Source organism: Effusibacillus sp. SKA8 (assembly GCF_058273125.1).
Genome location: NZ_JBZCSF010000001.1, coordinates 221,226 through 243,560, shown reverse-complemented (window position 1 = coordinate 243,560; position 22,335 = coordinate 221,226). Strand labels below are relative to the sequence as shown.

Genomic DNA, 22,335 nt, shown 5'->3' with positions numbered 1-22,335 from the left:
ATTCTTTCTTCGCAAAACTTTATTTTCCTGCAGAGCGAAAACATTTCAACGGGATTCGGATTATTTTGGCCGCCCAAACAACGGAACCAGCGAACCTGGAGCCAGTTCGGCTTTCAGGTAATCGTAAGGGTCTGGAGACAACAGTCGCACCACTTTGCCATATCCCTGTCCGGCAGGCTCGACGACCATTTTCACCCCCCGGTATTCACTCTCGATCCAATTGAACTGCATCGAATCATATCCTGCAAGAACCGTTTCCAGCGGAATCGCCGTCCACAGCACTGACATTATTGGACAACCCCCGTTGTTTTGTTCTGCCGGTGCTTCTCAATCAGCTGATTGAGCTTGTTGATCGCTTGTCCAAGCCCGCCGATCTCGTCGATCAGACCGTATTCAACCGCATCCTTGCCGACAACCGTCGTACCGATGTCGCGGGCCAGTTCGCCCGTTTTCAGCATCAGTTCCCTAAACTTGCTTTCGCTGATCCGGGAATGTTTGGTAACGAACCGGATCACGCGCTCCTGCATTTTTTCAAGATACTCAAAGGATTGAGACACCCCGATCACCAAGCCCGTCAACCGGATCGGATGAATGGTCATCGTCGCCGTTTCGCTGATAAACGAATAGTTGGAGGCCACCGCGATCGGAACGCCGATCGAATGGCCGCCGCCCAGGACAAGGGATACCGTCGGTTTCGACAAGGAAGCGATCATCTCCGCAATCGCCAAGCCCGCCTCGACGTCTCCCCCCACCGTGTTGAGTATAATCAGCACCCCTTCGATTTTTTCGCTTTGTTCCGCTGCCACCAGCTGCGGAATGATGTGCTCGTATTTCGTTGTTTTGTTCTGCGGCGGCAAAACGATATGACCCTCCACCTGTCCGATTACGGTAATGCAAAAAATATTCGTCTCGTCGCTGGTTACCACGCGGGTTTGGCCCAGATTTTCGATATTTTCGAGGGTGGGATCCGCTTTTCCCTCTTTCGGTTGCGTGGGCTGTATGGGTTGCGAGGGCGCTGCAGGCTGCATCGGAGCCAGCGGCGGTTCCGGTGCGGGCGGCGTATCCATCCGCGGAAACATCGGGTTCTGATTGCGCATGCGACTGTCACTCCTTCGACACGTTTCGGGTCTAGTATGATTCACACGCCTCAAACGCATGCAAAAAAGCCTGATAGTTCCCCTATCAGGCTTGTCTGATTCGAGTCTAGACTTCCATGATAATCGGCAGGATCATCGGCCGACGGCGGGTCTGTTCATACAGATAGCGCCCTAATGCGTCTCTCACGCCATTTTTTAAGGAAGACCACTCGTTGACGTTTTCCGCCACCAATTTGCTGAGCGTCTGCATGACGATTTTGTTCGCTTCATCCAGCAGTTCCTCCGATTCCCGCACGTAAACAAAGCCGCGGGAAATAATATCGGGACCGGACAAAATCGTGCCGTCCTGTTTCGAGAGGGTGACAACCACCACAAGGATGCCGTCTTGCGAAAGCAGTTTCCGGTCTCGCAAAACGATATTGCCGACATCCCCGACCCCCAAGCCGTCGATCAAAACGGTTCCGGCGGTGTATTTCGGACCCAAACGCCCTTTTCCGCCTTGAAACTCAACCGAATCCCCAATATCGAGGATAAAAATGTTGTCAGGGTTGACACCGGTCGCGACAGCCAGCTCGGCATGCCGCTTTAACATGCGGTATTCGCCGTGAACCGGAATGAAATATTTGGGGCGGATCAGGTTCAGCATCAGCTTGAGCTCTTCCTGGCTGCCGTGACCTGACACATGGATGCCGGAGACAGACTGGTAAATGACGTTGGCGCCAATCCGGAACAATTGATCAATTGTACGGGAAATGAATTTTTCGTTGCCTGGAATCGGGGAAGATGCAATGATGACAGTATCCCCCGGCATGACTTCCACTTTGCGGTGCGTTGCACGCGCCATCCGGGTCAGGGCGGACATCGGTTCCCCTTGGCTGCCGGTGGAAAGAATCGCGATCCGGTCTGCAGGCAGCTTGTTCACTTCGTCCAGATCGACAAGCGTTCCCGGTTTGATTCGCAAGTATCCAAGATCGTGGGCAATCGTGATGTTGTTGACCATGCTGCGGCCGACAACGGCAAGCTTTCTGCCGAATTTCTCGGCAGCGTCGACAATTTGCTGAATCCGATGCAGATTGGAAGCGAAAGTCGCAATGATGATGCGCCGTTCAGCCGTGGCAAAACAATCGTGAATCGTCTGCCCCACCACGCGTTCCGACATCGTGTATCCGGGACGCTCGGCGTTGGTGCTGTCGGACAACAACGCAAGCACCCCTTTTTCCCCGAGTTCCGCAAGTTTGAAAAAATCGGCGGGGCGTCCGTCTACCGGCGTATGATCGAACTTGAAATCGCCCGTATGAACGATCACGCCTTCCGGCGTATCGACCGCAAAACCGACCGTGTCCGGAATGCTGTGATTATTGTTAAAAACGCTGACTGAAAACTCTCCCAATCGGATCACGCTTCGGTTGGTAATCACGTTGAGTTTGGTCGTTTCCAGCAAACCGTGCTCCCGCAGCTTCCCTTCCACCAGTCCCAGCGTAAGCTTTGTTCCATAAACCGGAACATTGATGTTTTTTAAAAAATAAGGGAGTCCTCCAATATGGTCTTCGTGGCCATGCGTCAGGAAAACTCCCCGGACCTTTCCCTTATTCTCAATCAAGTACGTGATATCAGGAATGACAATGTCGATGCCGAGCATTTCCTCTTCCGGAAACTTGAGTCCCGCATCAATCACGATGATGTCGTTGCCATACACATAAGCAGTCATATTCTTGCCGATCTCTCCGACTCCGCCCAACGGGATGATCGACAATTTGTTATGTGCCTTGCTCAAAACCACACCTCCATGTTCAGTTGTAAATTTGTTTCGTACATTTCCTCGATCTTTGCCCCAGTTCGTGTTCACCAAACCCGCACCAGTCACTTGCCATCATTATACATGAATCCCTGTTGCTGACACAAGGTTCTTTCGACACTAGTATGCACAGTTGCAACGGCCGTGACGAAAGCAAAAAAAGAGCCTGTGCGCAGGCTCAAACTCATTCCGCCAACTTCCGCCAAACGGGTAAATATCGGAATGTTTCAGCGTCACTCTGCCGGAATCCGATCAAGCAGTTCGCGCAGAATCCCGATCATTTTTTCGTCCGCTTCCACCAGCGGCAAACGGACTCCGCCGGCAGGAATGCCTTTTAATGCCAAGGCCGCTTTGACGGGAGCGGGGCTCGGCAGCAAAAACAACGCTTCGAAAATCGGCAGCAACCGGTTATGCCACTCCACGGCTTTTCCCGTATTCCCCGCGACAAACGATTCGATCAACTGTTTGATCTGCAACCCCACCACATGGGAAGCGACCGACACCACTCCGTAACCGCCCAGCGCCAAAAACGGAAGCAGCGTTTTGTCATCGCCTGTATATACCGTAAACCCTTCCGGTTTGTTGGCGAGCAGTTTCAAGACTTGATTGAAATCCCCCGTCGCTTCTTTCATCGCGACGATGTTTGGAATCTCGGCCAGCCGCAATTGCGTTTCCACTTCGATGTTGACGGAACTCCGCCCCGGAATGTTGTAAAGCATATTCGGGAGCGGTGTCGCTTCGGCGATTGCCTGGAAGTGTCGGTACAAACCTTCCTGCGAAGGCCGGTTGTAGTAGGGAGCGACCACAAGCAGCCCGTCAACCCCGCACTGTTCCGCCTCTTTGGAGAGACGAACGGATGCCGCCGTATCGTTGGTTCCGGTACCGGCGATCACCTTGCCCCTGCCGTTCACCAGTTCCACCACTTTTTTGAACAGCCGCAATTTTTCTTCGTGTGAGAGCGTCGGAGATTCACCCGTCGTACCGGCCACCACGATGGAGGTGGTCCCCGTGTCCAACAGGTGGTTCACCATTTTCTCCAGCCGGCCGTAATCAATTTGCAAGTCATCGTTGAAAGGTGTGACCATGGCGGTCACGATTCTGCCAAAATCCAATACGTCCACCACCTAAACAAATACTGTAGCAGCAACTATGCGTGCAGGTTGAATTTTTTATGGAGGGCACGCACAGCTTTCGCCATGTCTTCTTCCCGCACCAGACACCAAATGGTGGTATGCGAGTCTGCCGATTGGAGGATTTCGATGCCTTCGGCTGTCAACGCATCCAAAATCATGGCCATCACGCCCGGCACTCCCGCAATGCCGGCCCCCACCGCGGACACTTTGGCACAATCGGATAGCAGTTCCGGCTGAAAGCCGAGTTCCCTGAGAATCCGGGCCGCCTTTTCACTGTCCCCGTTCGCAACCGTAAAGGCCACACCGGCAGGCGTCACGGAAATGAAATCGACGGAAATGCCGTTATCCGCCATCGCTTTGAATACTTTCAACTGATTGCCTCCGGTCGGCGGACAGGCGACTTTGATCTGCGTTAAGTTCGCGGTTTGCGTGATCCCCGTCAAAATCTGGTCCCGCATTGCCCGGGATTCCAGCCGGTCCGCTTCGGCCTGGCTGACGATCAACGTGCCTTCATCTTTTGACAGGGTGGATCGTACACGCACGGGAATATTTTTCTGCATGGCGATTTCCACCGACCGCGGATGGATGACTTTCGCGCCTTGATGAGCCAGGTTGCAAATTTCCGTATAGGTCACGGTGCGCAGTTTTTTGGCGTCGCTTACGATGCGGGGATCGGCCGTCATAATGCCGTCAACATCGGTAAAAATGTCGACGATTTCCGCGTTTAAAGCAACTCCCAGCGCCGTCGCGGTGGTGTCGCTGCCGCCGCGGCCCAAAGTGGTGATGTCGCCGTTTTCCGTTGCGCCTTGGAAGCCAGCGACAATCACAACCTTGCCTCGTTCCAATTCCTGTACGATGCGTGCCGGGTTGACCGTGATAATTTGCGCATTTGAAAATTCGTCATTGGTCAGAATGCCCGCTTGCGCTCCCGTTAAAACGCAATTATCGTATCCGCGGCCGCTCAGCATCGAGGAAAAGACAACGGCGGAAATCAGTTCGCCGCAGGACATCAGCAAATCGCGTTCGCGTGCCGCGCATTTTTCCTGCGGATCCAACAAACTCAGCAGCGTGTCGGTCGCGTAAGGTTCGCCTTTCCTGCCCATCGCCGAAACGACCACAACCACCGAATAGCCGGCTTTTAACGAGTCTTCTACATGCTCCATCGCAAGCGTTCGATTCTCTCGGGTTGCCACAGAGGTCCCGCCGAATTTTTGAACAATGATGCGCATGGAAACCCTTCTTTACTTTGATTTTACCATATGTTCAGCGATCTGCACCGCGTTTAAGGCGGCGCCTTTCAAGACGTTGTCGGAAACGATCCACATGTTCAGGCCGCGCGGATGGAACAAATCGCGGCGAATCCGTCCGACATACGTGTCGTACTCCCCTTCGGCATCGATTGCCATCGGATACTCCTGTTCTTTCAAATTGTCGACCACTTTGACGCCCGGAGCGGATTCCAGCAGCAAACGCACCTCCGAAAGGTCGAAGGGCTTGCGCGTTTCCACGTACACCGCCTCGGAATGGCCAAAAAACACGGGAATCCGGACGCAAGTCGGAGTGATCTGAATCGAATCGTCGCCGAAAATTTTGCGGGTTTCGTTGACCATCTTCATCTCTTCGCGGGAAAAACCGTTTTCCTCAAACACGTCGATCTGAGGGATTGCGTTAAATGCGATTTGATGATATTTCGGCAGAGATTTCACCGGCAACACCTTCGGGTTCGCCGGTTCGCCGGCGAGAACCGCCCGCGTTTGCTCCCGCAATTCGTCGATTGCCGCCTGGCCGGAACCGGAAACCGCCTGGTAGGTGGAAACAACGATTCGCTCGATCCCGTATGCGTCATAAATCGGTTTTAAAGCGACCACCATCTGGATGGTGGAACAGTTCGGGTTGGCGATGATGCCTCTGTGCTGCGAAATGGTATGGGCGTTGACTTCAGGTACCACGAGAGGAACTTCCGGGATCATCCGGAAGGCGCTGGTGTTGTCGATCACCACCGCTCCCCGTTCCACCGCCGCGGGTGCCAGTTTTTCGGAAATCGAACCGCCGGCGGAAAAGAGGGCAAAGTCAATCCCGGTAAAAGCTTCCGGAGTCGCTTCTTGAACGGTGTATGTTTTGTCTTTGAAGGTCACCTGTCGCCCCGCAGATCTGGCCGATGCCAGAGGTCGCAGTTCTCCGACCGGAAAATTGCGTTTTTCCAGCGTCTCCAGCATCTTTTGTCCAACCGCGCCTGTAGCCCCAACCACTGCCACATTGTAAAGCTTTTTCCTCTCCATCGTAAGCAGCTCCTTACCCAATTCATTTGCTTATTGTTTATATCTTTCGATCAAAACCGGCTGAAGTTGCTTCTTCTCCAACGCAGCTTCCAGTGTGGCGTACACGAGATCCATTTTCGCCACAAGCGAATTGATTTTATTGAACGGATCGTCCTGTCCAAATGGTACCATAAAAATATTCTTTGCGGACATTAATTTTGCGATGTTCGACAGGTTGAGACCCAGACCGTCGTTTGTGGAGATGGCGAGCACCACAGGGCGGTCGTTTCGCATCGTGGCTTTGGCGGCCATCAGGACGGGAGAGTCTGTGATCGCGTTTGCCAGGCGGGCAATCGTGTTGCCGGTGCACGGCGCAATCAGAACCGCGTCCAATTTCTTGCTGGGACCAAGCGGCTCCGCCTCGACGATCGTGGTGATCGGCTTTTGACCCGTAATCCGTTCAATTTCGGCGACCCAGGCGTCCGCTTCGGCAAACCGGGTACTGGTCGTTTGTACGGTATAGGAAAGAATCGGAACTACGGTTACACCCATTTCGACGAGATTTTTTAACACCGGACGGATTTCGCCATAGGTACAGTGCGAACCGGTAATCCCGAAACCGACTGTTTTGCCTCTCAATTCCATGTTGTTACCTCCAGGATTATGCGTGATCCAAAACGAGACGGCAGATTGTTCTCGCGATAATCTGTCCCGCTGTTTTAGGCGCAACGATTCCTGGCAAACTTGGAGCAAGCAACGCTTTGATTCCCCTTTTTTCGGCAAACCGAAAATCCGTGCCACCGGGACTTGAGGCGATGTCGATGATGACGCACGATTTTCGCATGCGTGACAAAACTTCCGAAGTCAGGATCAAGGCCGGGATGGTATTGAAAACGATATCGGCGCTTTGCAGTTCGGAAGCGATGTTCGACAAAGGAAAGGCTTCAAATCCCATTTCAAAAATTCTCGCCAGATCGGCTTCTTTGCGGGCGCCGACTTTGACCCGGGCGCCGATGCCTCTCGCCATCCGGGCGATCGTCATGCCGCAGCGGCCGAATCCGAGAACCGTCACATCGGAACCGTGGATGGTAAAGTCGGTATTTTCCATTGCCATCTGAATGGCTCCTTCGGCAGACGGAATCGAATTCAAAATCGCCACTTCGTCAAGCTCCATCAGCTTGATCAAACGCAAGCCGTGGCGGCGGCACGCTTCCGTCAGAGCGGTCCGCGAAATCCCGGTAAAAATCTTGCATTTTTTGGGAAGATTTGAAAAATGATCGTCGGTTAAAGCAACCGGCCGTGCGGAATATTTGGAAGCGATTGTCCAGTCGTCGCCCATGCCGGTGACCGGCAGGATCAACGCGTCCAAATCCCGCAAAATTTCCGGCGACAAGTCGGCTTTGACCGCATCGGCCACTTTAAATTCCAGGTCGTCAAATCCGATCAGGTACACGGTGGCGTCCAAGTCCAGGGCATGCTGAATCACTTGAATCATTCGCGCATCCCCGCCGGCAAGCGCCATCTTTATACCTGTTAGCATGGGTGCTTTACCCCTTTCAAATCATTGTACGCAAAACCTGTGAAATTTCAAGGTAAATCCGTTTTAACCAAAAGAAAAACGGGCTTGCTCCTTGCCAGATCGATGCACGTGCTACATCCTATGCAGAAGCCCGGATGTCTGTTACCGCACGGGGTGTCAGAAGATTTCCGGATCCCTTGCGCGATCGAAGTCGATCAGAATCACAACAAAAAAGACCGCCCTGTTGGGCAGCTTTTTGTTATCGATCCCTCCGATATTTCCTTCCAAAGTCATTTTCCCGTCGAGCCGAATCCGCCGGGGCCCCGGTCGGTCGGCTGCAGTTCGCCTACGACTTTCAGTTCCGCTTGAAAAACCGGTACAATCACCAGTTGAGCGATCCGGTCGCCGGGATTCACAACGTAGTCGGACGCTTCCTCGTTCAACAAAACGCATTGGATTTCACCCGTATAATCGCTGTCAATAACCCCCACGGAGTTTGCCAAATTGATCCCGTGTTTGGTTGCCAGCCCACTCCGCGGGAATACCAGCCCGACATACAGCGGGGAAGGCAGTTGAATAGCAATGCCGGTCGGGATGCGGGCTTTTCCCCTGGCCGGAATCAACAGCGATTCTTCAATGCAAGCGCACAAATCCATCCCCGCCGCACCGGGAGTCGCATAGTAAGGCAAAGGAAAGCGATTCCCGATCAGCGGTGACATTTTTTTGACTAAAACCACAAGTTTGTTTTCCACCAGCGACACCTCACATTTCCCGCAACGGGAAAAAGCTTCGAAACTTCCGGATACTTTACGGAAAATTTTTCAATCACTCCGGAAGCTTCAGGTCATCAAAGGGGCCGATCGCGGACATCGCCAGCGGGCCGCCGCACACCCGTTTGGCGATCTCACGGATCGAATCCGGCGTCACCTCATTGATCCGGCGAATCGTTTCATCAAGGGGAATTTGCTTGCCGAGTAGTAACTCGTTTTTCCCCAAACGGCTCATGCGTGAACTGGTGCTTTCCAGCGACAGCATGAGCGAACCTTTGACCTGTTCTTTTGCCTTGCGGAGTTCCTCCACAGTAACCCCTTTCGCGGCAAGATCAGACAGAATCTTGCCGATCAGGTTGACGACTTCCTGCGCCTGATCGGGAGAAGTGCCGGCATACACGCCGAAAGTTCCGCTGTCGCGGTAAGAAGAATAGAAACTGTACACCGAATACGCCATGCCCCGTTCTTCCCGGATTTCTTGGAACAATCTCGAACTGGAGCTGCCGCCCACAATGTTGTTTAGCAAAATAAGGGGGTACACCGACGGATCATCGAAGGCGAATCCTTCGGAAGCCAGACAGATGTGAGCTTGTTCGGTCTCTTTTTGCCGGATCCGTTTATTGGCCCGGAAAACGGGCGGAAACTGTGGAACTGCGGCCCGCTGCCCGCCCAAACCGGCAAAAAATCGCTCGGCCGCTTTGTGAACCGCATCCGCTTGCACGTGGCCCGCGACGGCAAGCACCATATTGTCAGGCGTGTAATGGTCGCCAAGGTAGGTGACCAGATCGTCTCTGGAGAACGCCAGAAGATTTCTCTCCTGCCCTAAGATCGCAAATCCCAGGGTATGATCCGGATACATGGCGGATGCCAGCAAATCATGCACCTGATCGTCCGGTGTATCCTCGTACATCTTGATCTCTTCAATGATGACTTTCCGTTCTTTCGCCAACTCCTCCTGGGCGAACTTTGAATTCAGCAGCATATCGGCCAATGTGGCCAAAGCCAGTTCAAAATGTTCGTCCAAAACTTTGGCGTAATAGCACGTGTATTCCTTCGATGTGAACGCATTGACCTGACCGCCGATTCCGTCGAACAGTTCGGCGATCTGGCGGGCCGTCAGCTTTTCCGTTCCTTTGAACATCATATGTTCGATGAAGTGCGACATGCCGTTGGTCGATTCGCTTTCGTAACGTGAGCCCGTGCCGATCCACACTCCCAAAGAAACGGATCGCACGGAAGGAATTTCTTCCACGACGAGCCGCATGCCATTTGACAATCTTCCGGTATAGAACAAAACAATCCTCCTCTTAACACTGCCTCCCATCAACTATAGCAAAGGAAGGCACTTCCCACAATGCAATTTATTCCACTTGCAATTTATTCCACTTTACGGACAGGTGACAGGAGTTCGCTGACCGTAACGAGTTGAAACCCCCTTTTTTTCAACTCTGGTACCAGAGTACGCAAAGCGCCAAGGGTCGGTTCAGTCGGATGCATGAGCACCAACGCGCCGTTTTTGGCTTTCAGCAAAATGCGGTTGACGATTTGTTCGCGTGGAGGCCGCCGCCAATCGACGGTGTCAAGCGTCCAAAGAACCGTCCCCATCCCTTGTTCCCGGGCGATTTTAACAGTTGTGTCGTTGTATGAGCCGGATGGCGGGGCAAACCATTTGCTTCTCACACCCAGCGTTTTTTCGATCTCTCTTTCGGTTTTCACGATCTGCTCCCGCTGGCGTTCGGCCGACAGCGCCGCCATATCCGGATGCGTGTAGGCGTGATTGCCGATTTCATGTCCTTGTGCGGCGATTTTTTTGGCGGTATCCGGATGTTTCGCCAGCCAGGAACCGTCCAGAAAAAAGGTGGCTTTCGCTTGATTTTCCTGCAACACCTGCAGAATGCCGTCTATGTATTCGGTCCCCCACGCCACGTTAACCATCAAAGCGATTTCGTTCTTTCCGGGATTGCCTTGGTACACGGGCAGATTGGGAAAATCACTCATTTTGACTTTCGGCGGTATCTGTTTGTACACGTAGGAAACCGCCGTTTGACCGCCGTTTTTTTGCAGGTTGGCCCAAGTGGCGTCCACATCCACTTCCACACCATTCAGTTCGGGGATGACATTCGGTTTTCCCGCCCTGCTGATTACCGCGTCAATCGGAGGTTTGTAAAGTTTGACCGCCTCACGCCGCAGTTCCTCGCGGGTCGGCGCGTGATTCGCAATCCCGACCGGGCTCCGACCATCGCCCAAAGTTTGAATCCCGACAATTCCCAATAATGCCACCCCAAGGCCGACAGCCATCAATCTCATAGCAAACTTCCCCCTCTTTCATCCGAATTACGGATTTATTGTGCGCAAAAAATGAAAAAAGAGCCAGTACGCTGACTCTTTTCCGGTTATTTTCCGTGTTCCGAACGGCGGGGTTTGCTGTCCCGGTCGCGATCGCCGCGGTGACGGCCATCCCGTTCCTTTTTCGGCCCGGCGAAAGGCGAATCTTCCGGCGGCTCGCCCCGCAATTCGCGGAGTGCGGCTTTCCGCGAGAGATTGACGCGCCCCTGCGGGTCGATTTCCGTTACCTTTACCATAATTTCGTCCCCGACTTTCACTACGTCTTCAGTTTTGTCCACCCGGTCTTCCGCCAGGTGCGAAATGTGGACCAGCCCTTCCTTGCCGGGCAAGACCTCAACGAAAGCGCCGTATTTTTCAACGCGGGTCACGCGGCCGTTGTAGATCGCTCCCACTTCCACCTCGCGGACGATTCCCTCGATGATTGCGCGGGCTTTCTCGCCGGCTTCCATGTCGGTTGTCGCGATATAAATGCGCCCGTCTTGCTCGATATCGATTTTGACCCCGGTCTCTTCAATGATTTTGTTGATGACGCGGCCGCCCGGGCCGATCACTTCCCTGATCTTGTCGGGATGAATCTTCATCGTGATGATCCGCGGCGCGTACTTGGACAATTCCGAACGCGGCTTGTCGATGGTTTCCAGCATTTTTCCGAGGATGTGCATCCGTCCCCGATGGGCTTGTTCCAGCGCTTGCTTCAGGATTTCGCGGTTCAAACCCTTGATTTTGATATCCATCTGCAACGCGGTAACCCCGTTGGCGGTGCCCGCGACTTTGAAGTCCATGTCGCCCAAGTGGTCTTCCATGCCTTGGATATCGGTCAGAATCGCAAACCGGTCACCTTCGGCAACCAGTCCCATCGCAACGCCGGCAACAGGAGCTTTAATCGGCACCCCCGCATCCATCAAAGCCAGGCAGGACGCGCAAATGCTCGCCTGCGAAGTCGAACCGTTGGATTCGAGAACCTCCGACACCAAGCGGATTGTATAAGGAAACGCATCTTCGGACGGAATAATCGGTTCCAGCGCACGCTCGCCAAGGGCTCCGTGGCCGATTTCCCGGCGGCCGGGGGCACGCAGCGGACGCGCTTCGCCGACGGAAAACGGCGGGAAGTTATAATGGTGCATAAATCGTTTGGATTCTTCCAGATCGAGACCGTCAAGGATCTGAACATCGCCCAAAGCGCCGAGGGTACAGACGGACAACGCTTGGGTTTGCCCGCGGGTAAACAACCCGGAACCGTGGGTGCGGGGCAGAACCCCCACTTCGCTTGTGATCGGACGAACTTCATCAAGCGCCCGTCCGTCGGGACGAATACCTTCAAAGATAATCGCCCGGCGAACTTCTTCCTTCACAATGTTATACAAGACCTCATTGATATCGGCGATTTGCTCTTCCGTCAGTTCCGGATTCCGCTCCTGAAAATGCGCCACCATCTCCTCTTTGACGGCGTTGATCGCATCTTCGCGGGCCTGTTTTTCCGGCGTGCGGATGGCGGCTTTCAGCTTGTCCGTCGCATATTCCCGGACTTGTTGATCGATCGTTTCGTCGACGCTGTGCAACGCGACTTCCATTTTCGGTTTGCCGACCGCCTTCTGGATTTCCTCCTGGAACGCGATCAATTTTTTGATCTCTTCGTGACCGAACATGATCGCTTCCAGCATGACGTCCTCCGGGACCTCGTTGGCGCCGGCCTCCACCATCACGATCGCGTCTTTGCTGCCGGCGACAGTCAAATGCATGTCGCTTTTCGCCTCTTGTTCGACGGTAGGGTTAATCACAAACTGTCCGTCGATGCGTCCGACGATCACGCCGGCGATCGGCCCGTCAAACGGGACATCCGAAATCGTCAGCGCAACAGAGGTTCCGATCAGCGCGGCAATTTCCGGCGCACAATCCTGATCGACCGACATCACGATATCGACAATTTGCACGTCGTTGCGAAACCCTTCGGGAAACAGCGGCCGGATCGGGCGGTCAATCAGGCGGCTTGCCAAAATCGCTTTTTCGCTCGGACGGCCTTCCCGTTTGATAAAGCCCCCCGGAATTTTCCCGACCGCGTACAACCGTTCTTCATAATTGACCGTCAGCGGGAAAAAATCGAGATCCTTCGGCTCCTTCGAAGCGGTTACGGTTGCCAGCACCGCGGTGTCTCCATAGCGCACCATCACGGCAGCGTTTGCTTGTTTTGCGTATTTTCCCGTTTCAATCGTTAACTTTCTGCCTGCCAGTTCCGTTTCAAACACTTGCTGTACCTCGCTTTGTTGCATGTCAGGCAATACGCCTCCCTTCTTCACCACTCATGAACCATCGGGGAAAAATATGTACACGAACATATCAATTTCGGCATATCGACAGTATTTCCTTCTTTTTTATGCAAAAAACAAGAAGCGGGCAACGTTCCCGCTTCTTGGCTATTTCCGCAGGCCCAATTTGTCGACGATCGCGCGATAGCGGTTGACATCCTTCTTGCGAAGATAGTTCAACAAATTCCGGCGATGCCCGACCATTTTCAAAAGACCACGACGGGAATGGTGATCCTTCTTGTGGACGCGCAGATGGTCGTTGAGGTAGTTGATTTTGTTCGTCAAGATCGCGATTTGCACTTCCGGCGATCCGGTATCGTTTTCGTGAACTTTGAACTGGTCGATCAGTGCTTGCTTTTGTTCTGCAGACAACGACATGTGCGTCACCTCCTTTTTCCCAGTTTATCCCCCCGGCCCCGAAACCGTCGAGGTACTCGATATCCGAGCAGAGGTTCATTTTCCGATGACGGTAATGACGAGTCTTCCCTGAGCGATGTCTTTCGCCACAATGTCGAATGTGCGCCCGGAAACTGACAGGAACCCGCGAAAACGGGTCGCCACCGGTATGCTGCCGGGGATCTGATTAGCAGCCCGGACGATGTCCTCCACCCGAATCCCCCGCTGCCGCTCCTCCTGCAGCCTTTTCCTGGCATGAACCGTGACGAGGACTTTCATGTCAGACCTTCATGTCAATTGAACAGTTCCGTGGAACCTTCAAACTGACGGTCCGCCTCGACAAAGAGGGAAAACAGAGTATCCTGAAACGCAACCAGATACGGGTCCCGAATTCCGCTCTTGCGGTACAATTTGACCATTTCCCGGTTTAAACGCTGAAACTCTTCGCTGATGCAGATCCGGGCCACTTCCCTGCACAAATGGAAAAGACGAGCATCACGAGCGTCAACGGACGGGTATTTCACGGCACGTACCCCCTTACAGCCAAGATGTGCTGTCAAGAAAGGTGCTCCGCCAATACCGGATTGTAGTATAGCATAGATTGCAAAGGGAGTAAACAGACAGCACTCGATTGCTTCAAGTCTATGCCCTTTTTCCGTTGTCCTATGCTATGGGACAGTGGATAATCTCCGTTTCGCCTCCGCCGCATCCGCGTGAATTTGATCGATCAATTCCCGGGCGGAATTGAATTTTTTTTCGGAACGGAGAAAGTCGAGAAATTCGATTTTGAGCCGCCGTTGATACAGATCGCCGGAAAAATTGAAAAAATGGGCTTCCAGCGTCACTTGCCGCTCCGCATCGTGAAAAGTCGGCTTGTATCCGATATTCATCAGGCCGTACAGCACCTCGCCGGTTTCCGTCACCCGCCCGCGGATTAAATAAACGCCTGTGCGGGGGAGCACAAAATTGCAGGAAAGCTCGAGATTGGCTGTAGGAAACCCGAGCAGCCTTCCCCTGCCCTCGCCGTGCACCACTTTACCGAGGATTTCATAAGGTTTTCCCAGCAGTTCGGACGCGAGTTTCACTTCCCCCAGCAGCAGTTTCTCGCGGATAAAGGAGGAAGACACTTTTTCCCCATAGAGATTGACCGCCGGTACAACGTGAACGGACTTCCCCGCTTTTTCCGCCAACTCCCGCAACGCAGCCGCATCCGCCCGGCCGCCGGCGCCGAACCTGTAATCAAACCCGACCACGATTACCGCCGCGTTCATCCGGAAAAGAAAACCTTCGGCAAATCGGCTGGGCGATATGGCGGCAAATTGCCGGTCAAAATGGACCACATAACAGATTTCGACGCCCAGTTCTTCAAACGTACGCAATTTCACCGGCAACGGAGTCAGCAGTTGGTCGAAATTTGCCCCCGCTCCTAGCACTTGCCGTGGATGCGGGTCAAATGTCATAACCGCAAGTTGCACGCCTTTTTCCCGAGCGATTTTTTTCGCGTCCCCGATAATTTGCCGATGTCCCTTGTGTACCCCGTCAAAATTGCCCAGCGCCATCACGCTCGGTTCGAATGATTGGTTATCCGGAACACCCGCAATTCGAACTGTCTTCACCGTTGCGCCTCCTACTCTTTGAACACTTTCTCCGGCTTTGTCCAGACGGTTTGCCCGTCAACCCCGACAACGCGGTAGATGGCCAGCAACTGGCCAGAAGGGGTTTCGATCCGAACTCGCTCCCCCGTTTCCGGCACCCGGCTCCCGACCGGAAATGCCATTTCCATCCCGTTTTGGACCCGTCTCACCTGTTTGTCGCCGACAGCATACACGGGAAAGTTCCGAACCGCAACCGACGCGGAAAGCAGTAAGCGTTCAATGCCGCCTTCCGATTGCGCCCGCTCGATTTCTTCCAGCGTATGGGACATTTCCAGGGTAAAAGGCCCTGATCGGATGCGGGTAAGCGCCGACATGTGGGCCGGTATGCCGAGTGTTTGCCCGATATCGTGGCACAGCGTGCGGACATACGTCCCTTTTGAACATTCAACCCGGAAACGCACCCGCGGGTGATTTTGCTGCAATTCCATGGCGAAAATTTCCAGCGAATGGATGGTCACCCGCCGGGGTTTCAGAACGACCGTTCCCCCCCGTCTCGCCAGATGGTAGGCACGCTTTCCGTCAACCTTGACCGCGGAATACGCAGGCGGAATCTGCTCGATTTCGCCGTGAAACTGTGAAAACGCGCGGCGAACCTGTTCTTCGTTCAACGACACGGTTTCCACACGCTCCAGAACCGTGCCGGATGCGTCCTGCGTATCGGTCGAGAAACCGAAGGTCACTTCCCCGATGTAGGCTTTGCTTTGGTCAAGCATATATTCGGCGATTCGGGTAGCACTCCCGACGCAAAGCGGAAGGACGCCGTCAACGTCCGGGTCCAGGGTCCCCGTATGGCCGATTTTTTTCATGCCGAGAATCCGCCTGACTCTGCCGACGACTTGGTGTGAACTCATTCCTTTCGGCTTGTTGACAACCAAAATTCCGTTCATGATCGCAACGATTCGCTCACTTTCGCAAGCACATCGGACACAACCTTGTGGACCGGTCCTTCCAGCGTACACCCGGCAGCGCGGGCGTGCCCGCCCCCACCGAAAGAAAGGGCGATTTCTCCGACATCGACCGCATATTTGGAGCGAAAACTCACTTTAACCGATCCGTCTTTTTTTTCCCGGAACAAAATCCCGACTTCCGCCCCCTGAATATTACGGGCGTAACTGACAAGCCCTTCCGTGTCCTCATCGGCGGCGCCAAGCCGGTCAAGCAGATCCCGCCCGACCACCATCCACGCCACCCGGCCGGAATCGTCCCGCCGCAAAGAGCCCAATGCCTCGCGGATCAATTGCACCTGTCCCCAGGTCAGCGCTTCCAACACGCGTTCCGCGATGTCATAGGGAGAAACCCCTTGTCCGAGCAGGTCAGCAGCGATGGTATGCACTTCCGCCGTCGTGTTGCTGAAGCGGAATCCGCCCGTATCCGTAAGGATTCCGGTATAAAGGCAAGTCGCCATCCGCCTGTCGATCCCGATATCCATGAAACGGGCAAGATTGTACACGATTTGGGACGTCGCAGCCGCATCCAGATCCACCAGATTGGCCTGCCCGAAAAAATCGTTGGTCTTATGGTGATCGATATTCAAAATCGCGGTAGCCGGTTCGACCAAATCGGCGCATCGCCCGAACCGTTTCATATCGCCGCAGTCAAGGGCGACCACATTGGAAAACCGCCGTCCTATCCCGGACGCCAGGCGAACTTCCCCGGCCATCGGCAAAAAGGAAAACTTCTCGGGAATCGGTTCCTCAACCGCGATCACAAACCGCTTCCCGATCGTTTTCAAAAGATGGGCAAAGCCAAGTGTGGAACCCAGTGCGTCCCCGTCGGGCTGCACGTGCGTCAACAGCAAAAAATCGTCGCGTTCGCAGATAAACCTGTCCGCGTCCCGCATCATTCGCTCCCTGTCCAATGCTAGTCCCTCCCTTCGGAACTGATATCCCGCAGAACCTCCTGAATCCGGGTGCTGTACTCGAGGGAAGTGTCCAATTCAAAAATCAGTTCGGGCGTCAGACGCAACCGGATACGGCGCCCCACTTCGCTGCGGATAAAGCCGGTCGCGTTGCGCAAGGCTTTTAACGACTCGGTTTTCTGTTCCTCCGAACCGAGAACGGAAACATAAACCTTGGCGATTTGCAGATCGCCCGTCACTTCCACATCGGTCACCGTGACAAACCCGATGCGGGGATCTTTCAGCTCGTTTTGGATAATGTCCGAGATTTCTTTTTTCAGTTGCTCACCCACGCGGCCCACTCGGATTTTCCCCATAAAACACACCTCCTGGCAAACACTGAAAGAGTCGTTTGCAACGAACACACTTTTACGGATGACGAAGCGGAGGAACCCGGCACCATCTTGGCGGCTCAACCGGGCAAAAACCGGCTTGCCGCGTTATTGAACTTTGATCGCTTCCATCACAAACGCTTCAATGATGTCGCCTTCCTTGATGTCATTGAAATTCTCCAACGTCATTCCGCATTCGTAACCGGCGGCGACTTCGCGGGCATCGTCTTTAAACCGTTTCAAGGATTCGAGCTTTCCTTCGTACACCACGATCCCGTCGCGGATCACACGCACTTCCGCATTGCGGGTGATCTTGCCCTCCGTCACGTAGCAGCCTGCAATCGTGCCGATCTTGGAAACTTTGAACGTCTGACGCACTTCCGCACGGCCAACGATCACTTCCTTATATTCCGGATCGAGCATCCCTTTCATGGCGGATTCCAGTTCCTCGATGACATTGTAAATGACCCGGTACAAGCGAATGTCGACGTTTTCCGACTCCGCCATTTTTCCGGCGTTCGGTTCCGGCCGGACGTTAAACCCGATCACAATCGCATTCGATGCCGTTGCCAGCAAAATGTCCGATTCGGTAATCGCGCCGACTCCCTTATGGATGACGCGAACCCTCACCCCGGACACGTCGATTTTCTCGAGCGACCCGGTCAAAGCTTCAACGGATCCCTGCACATCCGCCTTGATAATGACGTTTAATTCCTTGACTTCCCCTTCTTGAATTTGTTTGTACAGATCTTCAAGCGTGACCCGGCTTTGTGCGCCAAGCTGCTCCTGACGCTGCTTGGCAATCCGTTTCTCGACCAGCGCTCTCGCTTTGCGCTCATCGTCGTACACGACAAACAGATCCCCGGCACTCGGAACGTCGTTCAGACCCAGAATCTCGACAGGTCCGGACGGCCCCACCTCTTTCACGCGGCGCCCCTTGTCGTTCACCATGGCACGCACCTTTCCGAACGTCCTGCCGGCTACGACGATGTCTCCGACTTTCAGCGTGCCGTTTTGCACCAAGACGGTTGCGACGGGTCCGCGCCCTTTGTCCAGTTCCGCCTCAATCACGGTACCGCGCGGCCTTGCGGTCGGATCGGCTTTTAACTCGGCGATTTCCGCGACCAACAAAATCATCTCCAGAAGATTTTCAAGACCTTCCTTTTTCTTCGCGGAAATCGGAACAAAAATCGTATCGCCGCCCCATTCTTCGGCAACCAAGCCGTATTCGGCCAACTCCTGGCGCACCCGGTCAGGGTTGGCGTCAGGTTTATCCATTTTGTTGATCGCCACGATAATCGGAACGTTGGCCGCCTTCGCGTGGTTAATCGCTTCCACCGTTTGCGGCATGACCCCGTCGTCGGCCGCCACCACAAGCACGGTGATATCGGTTACCTGCGCACCGCGGGCACGCATTGTCGTAAAGGCGGCATGGCCCGGCGTGTCCAAAAAGGTGATTTTCTTTCCGTTGATTTCCACTTGGTAAGCCCCGATGTGCTGGGTAATGCCGCCGGCTTCCTGGGCGGTGACGTTCGTTTGCCGAATGGCGTCAAGCAAAGTTGTCTTCCCGTGGTCCACGTGGCCCATGATCGTTACGATCGGCGGACGTTCCACCAGCTTTGCCGGATCCGCTTCCTCAATCAGCATGTCAAGCGCTTCTTCGTCAACCGGTTCCTTGACCACCACCTCGATGCCGAAATCTCCGGCGACCAATTCGATTGCATCGGTGTCGATCTCCTGGTTGATCGTCGCCATGATTCCCAGAAACAACAGTTTTTTAATCACTTCCGACGGCTCGCGTTTGATCAGTTTCGCCAACTCGCCGACCGTCATCGGGCCTTCCACTTCGATTTTTTTCGGCCCTTCAGGCTGTTTCGGAGCTTGCACCTGCGCCGGCTGGCGGTTTTGATTGCCCTTGCCTTGGCGTTGCCCACGGTTGCTTGGAAGTCCGAAGGCTTTACGGTTCTCTTTGTTGCCCTGCACGTTTTGTTTCGGCTTTTTGTGAATGCGTTCCTCCCGGACAAAGGAACGCGTATCGTCCAACACTTCCTCGACGATCGCGCTCGCCTTTTGGGCATGCGCCACCGCTTGGCGGAGGCGGTCGGCTTGCTCCTGCTTGTGGCCTTGCGGGCGATTGTCCGGGCCCTGGCCTTGGCCTTTGCGGGACCCGTGCGGCTGTTTGGTCTGCTTCCGGGACTGCGCCTGATGTTCTTTGCCACTGCCCTTGTCATGACTCTGCGGCGGCTTGGCGTGAGCTTTGTCCGAACCTTGCCGGCCTTTCGCCTGCACCTGCCCCTGTATGCGTTGCTCCTGTTTTTGTTCCGCTGCCCGTTTCTCCTTGCCCGGCTCCTGAACCGCTTTCTCTCGTGAACGGTTCCGCAGATCCGCCATAAAACCTTCGACGGCGGAAATCATTTCCGGGTCCATCACGCTCATGTGATTGTTCACTTTTATGTTCAACCGGCTCAAAATCGTAATCAGTTCTTTGCTCGACATATTCATCTGTTTGGCGTACTCGTATACGCGCAATTTACTCACATGTTTCACCCCCGATTTGTTCCCTTGACAACTGCAAAATCCGTTCTGCAAATCCTTTGTTGACAACCACCGCGACAGCCCGTTCGATTTTGCCTAGCGCCCTGCCGAGTTCCGCTTTCGAACCGACTTCCACGACCGGAACCCGATAGGTGCGGCATTTGTCCAGGTACTTCTTCTTCGTGTTCACGCCCGCATCCCCGGCAATTACGGCCAACTGCGCTTGCCCTGAACGCACCCGGGCCAAACACGCCTCGTCTCCCGTTACAACCGCTCCGGCACGCATCGCCAGACCCAACAAGTTCAACAGCCGGTCATTCATCCGACTTCACCGCGCCCAAATCCTTTTCAAGTTGTTGGTACACTTCGTCCGACACATTCGTTTTCAAAGAGCGGTCGAGTGCCTTTTTCTTTCTCGCGATTTTGAAGCACTCGACATTTTTGCACAAATAAGCGCCTCTTCCCGCTTTCTTTCCGGTCGGATCGAGAAACACCCGATCATCCGGACTGTGAACGACGCGGATCAATTCGCGCTTCGGTTTCATTTCCTGACAGCCGACACACTTGCGAAGAGGGACTTTTTTCTGTGCCATGCTAACCCCTGCCTTTACTCTTCAACCTCGTGCCCGACCTTGAGCTCGGATTCCTCGGATGCCCTACCGACTTGGGATTCGCTTTTGATATCGATCTTGCAGCCGGTCAACTTCGCGGCGAGCCGGGCATTTTGCCCTTCTTTTCCGATTGCGAGGGACAATTGGTAATCGGGAACGATCACACGGGCAATTTTTTCGGTTTCGTCGACATTCACTTTGATCACTTTGGCGGGAGACAGGGAGTTGGCGACAAATTCGGCCAGATCGTTGCTCCACCGGACGATGTCGATTTTCTCGCCCCTCAATTCGTTGACGATCGCTTGCACCCGTGTGCCGCGCGGACCGACGCAAGCCCCTACCGGATCGACATCGGGGTTTTTCGTGTAGACCGCGATTTTGGAGCGCTGGCCCGCTTCCCGCGAGACGGATTTGATCTCGACCACGCCTTCGTAAATCTCCGGCACTTCCAATTCAAAAAGCCGTTTCAAAAGTCCCGGGTGGGTGCGGGAGACCAGCACCTGCGGCCCTTTTGTGGTCTTTTCAACCTTGGTGATGTAGGTCTTGACGCGGTCGTTTTGTTTGAACTTTTCGCCCGGCATCACTTCCGTAAACGGCAGCACCGCTTCGACTTTGCCGAGATCCACGTAATAATTCCTTGCGTCCTGGCGCTGTACGATGCCTGTGACGATATCGTCTTCCCGGTCGACAAATTCGGAATAGATCAAACCTCTCTCCGCTTCCCGGATACGCTGGGTGACAACCTGTTTCGCGGTCTGCGCGGCGATTCGCCCGAAGTCCCGGGGCGTGACTTCAATCTCGACGATATCCCCGAGCTGCAGACCTGGGTTGATTTGTTCCGCCGCGTCAAGGGAAATTTCTAGCCGGGGATCTTCTGGTTGCTCCACCACCTGCTTACGTGCGAACACTCTGACGTCCCCCGTCTGTCGGTTAATGTCGACCCGAACGTTGGCCGCCGAGTTAAAATTCCTTTTATAGCCGGAGATCAACGCGGCTTCGATGGCGTCGATCAGCACGTCTTTTTTGATTCCTTTTTCTCTCTCAAGCTGTTCCAGTGCCTCGATAAAATCCAAGTTCATAGAACCGTTTCTCCTCCTTTGGTTCAGAATGATAACTGCATTCTTAAAAAATGACGGACAACCGGGCACTCGCGATCTTGTTGACCGGAATCCCGTATTGTTTGCGAACCGTTTTTTGCAACTCGGCAAGCACCAGCAGCTGACCGTCATACGAAATTAGCTCGCCGTCAAACTCTTTTTTCCCTTCGACCGGCTCGTAAGTCGTGATATGTATCCGTTTGCCGACCGCTCTTTCAAAATCGGCCGGTTTCTTCAGCGGCCGTTCGGCACCGGGCGAGGAAACCTCCAGAAAGTAGCTGGTCGGGATCGGGTCAACTTCGTCCAGTTTCACCGACAACGCCTCGCTGACCCTGCCGCAATCCTCAATATCCACTCCGCCGGGTTTGTCGATGAACACGCGGAGGTACCAGTTCGCTCCTTCCTTTGCGTACTCGATGTCAACCAGTTCCAGCCCTTCTCTGTCGACAATCGGCGTGACGAGTTGTTCCACGATGTCTACAACTTTCGGTTTGGACATGTAACCCCTCCTGAGACTTGATACCCCTTATAGAATATCGAAAGAGTGGGTTTCCCCACTCTCGAAGACCGATAATATCACCCAGTTTACTT

24 protein-coding genes are annotated in these 22,335 nt (G+C 54.1%); all 24 read right to left on the bottom strand.

The genetic code is table 11. The annotated features are described in order from the left end of the window. Positions 1-60: 60 nt before the first annotated feature. The 24 genes from AC4ED1_RS01240 to rimP all read right to left on the bottom strand — a co-directional run bounded on the left by AC4ED1_RS01240 (position 61) and on the right by rimP (position 22,243). Positions 61-288, bottom strand: coding sequence for a YlzJ-like family protein (locus AC4ED1_RS01240; RefSeq protein ID WP_490935581.1), 228 nt, complete (start codon positions 286-288; stop codon positions 61-63). Beyond that, a complete protein-coding gene (locus AC4ED1_RS01235) occupies positions 288-1,067 on the bottom strand; it encodes a ClpP family protease (RefSeq protein ID WP_490935778.1) in 780 nt (259 codons plus the stop codon). Before AC4ED1_RS01235 ends, AC4ED1_RS01240 begins: the two co-directional genes overlap by 1 nt. Positions 1,068-1,203: 136 nt before the next feature. Next, positions 1,204-2,871 (bottom strand): ribonuclease J, encoded by a 1,668-nt coding sequence (locus tag AC4ED1_RS01230; protein WP_490935580.1) that lies wholly within the window; start codon positions 2,869-2,871, stop codon positions 1,204-1,206. A gap of 254 nt (positions 2,872-3,125) precedes the next feature. Next, a complete protein-coding gene (dapA, locus tag AC4ED1_RS01225) occupies positions 3,126-4,004 on the bottom strand; it encodes a 4-hydroxy-tetrahydrodipicolinate synthase (protein ID WP_490935579.1) in 879 nt (292 codons plus the stop codon). Between the two features lie 35 nt (positions 4,005-4,039). Next, entirely contained in the window at positions 4,040-5,254 is a 1,215-nt protein-coding gene (dapG, locus tag AC4ED1_RS01220; protein WP_490935578.1) for an aspartate kinase, read from the bottom strand. A 12-nt stretch (positions 5,255-5,266) separates the two neighbouring features. Then, entirely contained in the window at positions 5,267-6,304 is a 1,038-nt protein-coding gene (locus AC4ED1_RS01215) for an aspartate-semialdehyde dehydrogenase (protein ID WP_490935577.1), read from the bottom strand. A 30-nt stretch (positions 6,305-6,334) separates the two neighbouring features. Further along, entirely contained in the window at positions 6,335-6,928 is a 594-nt protein-coding gene (locus tag AC4ED1_RS01210; protein WP_490935576.1) for a dipicolinate synthase subunit B, read from the bottom strand. A gap of 16 nt (positions 6,929-6,944) precedes the next feature. Next, the gene (gene dpsA / locus AC4ED1_RS01205) at positions 6,945-7,823 is read right to left on the bottom strand and encodes a dipicolinate synthase subunit DpsA (RefSeq protein ID WP_490935575.1); all 879 of its coding nucleotides are present in this window, start codon (positions 7,821-7,823) and stop codon (positions 6,945-6,947) included. A gap of 269 nt (positions 7,824-8,092) precedes the next feature. After that, positions 8,093-8,554, bottom strand: coding sequence for a dUTP diphosphatase (gene dut / locus AC4ED1_RS01200; RefSeq protein WP_490935574.1), 462 nt, complete (start codon positions 8,552-8,554; stop codon positions 8,093-8,095). A gap of 73 nt (positions 8,555-8,627) precedes the next feature. After that, positions 8,628-9,836: a M16 family metallopeptidase gene (locus AC4ED1_RS01195; protein WP_490935777.1), complete on the bottom strand. Its 1,209-nt coding sequence runs from the start codon at positions 9,834-9,836 to the stop codon at positions 8,628-8,630. 113 nt (positions 9,837-9,949) lie between these two features. Then, positions 9,950-10,879 (bottom strand): polysaccharide deacetylase family protein, encoded by a 930-nt coding sequence (locus AC4ED1_RS01190; RefSeq protein WP_490935573.1) that lies wholly within the window; start codon positions 10,877-10,879, stop codon positions 9,950-9,952. A gap of 86 nt (positions 10,880-10,965) precedes the next feature. Beyond that, complete coding sequence (pnp, locus tag AC4ED1_RS01185; protein WP_490935572.1) at positions 10,966-13,185, bottom strand: polyribonucleotide nucleotidyltransferase; 2,220 nt, start codon at positions 13,183-13,185, stop codon at positions 10,966-10,968. 144 nt (positions 13,186-13,329) lie between these two features. Next, a complete protein-coding gene (gene rpsO / locus AC4ED1_RS01180; protein ID WP_490935571.1) occupies positions 13,330-13,599 on the bottom strand; it encodes a 30S ribosomal protein S15 in 270 nt (89 codons plus the stop codon). Between the two features lie 75 nt (positions 13,600-13,674). Then, a complete protein-coding gene (locus tag AC4ED1_RS01175) occupies positions 13,675-13,896 on the bottom strand; it encodes a hypothetical protein (RefSeq protein WP_490935570.1) in 222 nt (73 codons plus the stop codon). Between the two features lie 14 nt (positions 13,897-13,910). Further along, positions 13,911-14,141, bottom strand: a complete 231-nt coding sequence (locus AC4ED1_RS01170; RefSeq protein WP_490935569.1) for a hypothetical protein — start codon at positions 14,139-14,141, stop codon at positions 13,911-13,913. Positions 14,142-14,285: 144 nt separating this feature from the next. Continuing rightward, positions 14,286-15,233: a bifunctional riboflavin kinase/FAD synthetase gene (locus AC4ED1_RS01165; RefSeq protein ID WP_490935568.1), complete on the bottom strand. Its 948-nt coding sequence runs from the start codon at positions 15,231-15,233 to the stop codon at positions 14,286-14,288. 11 nt (positions 15,234-15,244) lie between these two features. After that, entirely contained in the window at positions 15,245-16,159 is a 915-nt protein-coding gene (gene truB / locus AC4ED1_RS01160; RefSeq protein WP_490935567.1) for a tRNA pseudouridine(55) synthase TruB, read from the bottom strand. Further along, the gene (locus AC4ED1_RS01155) at positions 16,156-17,130 is read right to left on the bottom strand and encodes a DHH family phosphoesterase (protein WP_490935566.1); all 975 of its coding nucleotides are present in this window, start codon (positions 17,128-17,130) and stop codon (positions 16,156-16,158) included. The genes truB and AC4ED1_RS01155 overlap by 4 nt, the downstream gene beginning before the upstream one ends. 2 nt (positions 17,131-17,132) lie before the next feature. After that, the gene (gene rbfA, locus AC4ED1_RS01150; protein WP_490935565.1) at positions 17,133-17,486 is read right to left on the bottom strand and encodes a 30S ribosome-binding factor RbfA; all 354 of its coding nucleotides are present in this window, start codon (positions 17,484-17,486) and stop codon (positions 17,133-17,135) included. Positions 17,487-17,609: 123 nt separating this feature from the next. Beyond that, complete coding sequence (gene infB, locus AC4ED1_RS01145) at positions 17,610-20,039, bottom strand: translation initiation factor IF-2 (protein WP_490935564.1); 2,430 nt, start codon at positions 20,037-20,039, stop codon at positions 17,610-17,612. Beyond that, entirely contained in the window at positions 20,032-20,358 is a 327-nt protein-coding gene (locus AC4ED1_RS01140; RefSeq protein WP_490935563.1) for a L7Ae/L30e/S12e/Gadd45 family ribosomal protein, read from the bottom strand. Before AC4ED1_RS01140 ends, infB begins: the two co-directional genes overlap by 8 nt. Next, positions 20,351-20,629: an RNase P modulator RnpM gene (gene rnpM / locus AC4ED1_RS01135; protein ID WP_490935562.1), complete on the bottom strand. Its 279-nt coding sequence runs from the start codon at positions 20,627-20,629 to the stop codon at positions 20,351-20,353. Before rnpM ends, AC4ED1_RS01140 begins: the two co-directional genes overlap by 8 nt. 14 nt (positions 20,630-20,643) lie before the next feature. Then, positions 20,644-21,726 (bottom strand): transcription termination factor NusA, encoded by a 1,083-nt coding sequence (gene nusA, locus AC4ED1_RS01130; protein ID WP_490935561.1) that lies wholly within the window; start codon positions 21,724-21,726, stop codon positions 20,644-20,646. Between the two features lie 43 nt (positions 21,727-21,769). Continuing rightward, a complete protein-coding gene (gene rimP / locus AC4ED1_RS01125; RefSeq protein WP_490935560.1) occupies positions 21,770-22,243 on the bottom strand; it encodes a ribosome maturation factor RimP in 474 nt (157 codons plus the stop codon). Positions 22,244-22,335: the final 92 nt, after the last annotated feature.

Excerpts from the sequence above, each read along its gene's own strand:
- AC4ED1_RS01240 (WP_490935581.1), bottom strand. The coding sequence starts at position 288 with ATGTCAGTGCTGTGGACGGCGATTCCGCTGGAAACGGTTCTTGCAGGA.
- AC4ED1_RS01235 (WP_490935778.1), bottom strand. The coding sequence starts at position 1,067 with ATGGATACGCCGCCCGCACCGGAACCGCCGCTGGCTCCGATGCAGCCT.
- dapG (WP_490935578.1), bottom strand. The coding sequence starts at position 5,254 with ATGCGCATCATTGTTCAAAAATTCGGCGGGACCTCTGTGGCAACCCGA.
- AC4ED1_RS01215 (WP_490935577.1), bottom strand. The coding sequence starts at position 6,304 with ATGGAGAGGAAAAAGCTTTACAATGTGGCAGTGGTTGGGGCTACAGGC.
- AC4ED1_RS01210 (WP_490935576.1), bottom strand. The coding sequence starts at position 6,928 with ATGGAATTGAGAGGCAAAACAGTCGGTTTCGGGATTACCGGTTCGCAC.
- dpsA (WP_490935575.1), bottom strand. The coding sequence starts at position 7,823 with ATGCTAACAGGTATAAAGATGGCGCTTGCCGGCGGGGATGCGCGAATG.
- AC4ED1_RS01195 (WP_490935777.1), bottom strand. The coding sequence starts at position 9,836 with ATGCGGCTCGTCGTGGAAGAAATTCCTTCCGTGCGATCCGTTTCTTTG.
- AC4ED1_RS01190 (WP_490935573.1), bottom strand. The coding sequence starts at position 10,879 with ATGAGATTGATGGCTGTCGGCCTTGGGGTGGCATTATTGGGAATTGTC.
- pnp (WP_490935572.1), bottom strand. The coding sequence starts at position 13,185 with ATGCAACAAAGCGAGGTACAGCAAGTGTTTGAAACGGAACTGGCAGGC.
- rpsO (WP_490935571.1), bottom strand. The coding sequence starts at position 13,599 with ATGTCGTTGTCTGCAGAACAAAAGCAAGCACTGATCGACCAGTTCAAA.
- AC4ED1_RS01175 (WP_490935570.1), bottom strand. The coding sequence starts at position 13,896 with ATGAAAGTCCTCGTCACGGTTCATGCCAGGAAAAGGCTGCAGGAGGAG.
- truB (WP_490935567.1), bottom strand. The coding sequence starts at position 16,159 with ATGAACGGAATTTTGGTTGTCAACAAGCCGAAAGGAATGAGTTCACAC.
- rbfA (WP_490935565.1), bottom strand. The coding sequence starts at position 17,486 with ATGGGGAAAATCCGAGTGGGCCGCGTGGGTGAGCAACTGAAAAAAGAA.
- AC4ED1_RS01140 (WP_490935563.1), bottom strand. The coding sequence starts at position 20,358 with ATGAATGACCGGCTGTTGAACTTGTTGGGTCTGGCGATGCGTGCCGGA.
- rnpM (WP_490935562.1), bottom strand. The coding sequence starts at position 20,629 with ATGGCACAGAAAAAAGTCCCTCTTCGCAAGTGTGTCGGCTGTCAGGAA.
- nusA (WP_490935561.1), bottom strand. The coding sequence starts at position 21,726 with ATGAACTTGGATTTTATCGAGGCACTGGAACAGCTTGAGAGAGAAAAA.
- rimP (WP_490935560.1), bottom strand. The coding sequence starts at position 22,243 with ATGTCCAAACCGAAAGTTGTAGACATCGTGGAACAACTCGTCACGCCG.